This window comes from Gilvimarinus sp. 1_MG-2023, assembly GCF_030548285.1.
Genome location: NZ_JAUOSC010000153.1, coordinates 1 through 449, shown reverse-complemented (window position 1 = coordinate 449; position 449 = coordinate 1). Strand labels below are relative to the sequence as shown.

The following is a 449-nucleotide window of genomic DNA, read 5'->3' as shown; positions in this document are numbered from 1 at the left end:
CTGATACCCAGATCCAGCGCTTCCTGGTTAATGTCTTTCATCAGCATCGGCGTACCATTCAGGGCCGCTTGATAACCGATACCGCCACCCATGATCCCGGCACCCAGAACGGCGGCCTTGCCAACCGGATGGGCCTGCTTGGCCCAGCGTTTGGTTTCGCGCTTGAGGTATTGATCATTAAGAAACAGTCCAACCAGGTTTTTGGCTTCCACACCACTGGCCAGCTCACCAAAGATCTGGGCTTCCATCGCCTGCGCCTTGTAGAAATCTTCGGTCATGGCTGCGGTGATGGTCGACAAAATTGCAGGAGCAGCGGGATAACGAGGGTCCAGCTTTTTACCCAGCGTCTGCTGCAGGTTTGCCATGGCAGCAGCCGTCTCGGCGTTGTTTTCCAATGCTTCCTGCTTGCGATGACGATTAGCCAGATAATCACGCTCGCCGGCGATGGC

1 protein-coding gene is annotated in these 449 nt (G+C 55.9%); it reads right to left on the bottom strand.

Translation table 11 applies throughout. From position 1 onward, the window contains the following. Window positions 1-449, bottom strand: a 449-nt coding sequence (locus tag Q4563_RS16180; protein WP_303605205.1) for a 3-hydroxyacyl-CoA dehydrogenase NAD-binding domain-containing protein, incomplete at both ends; no start/stop codon positions are given.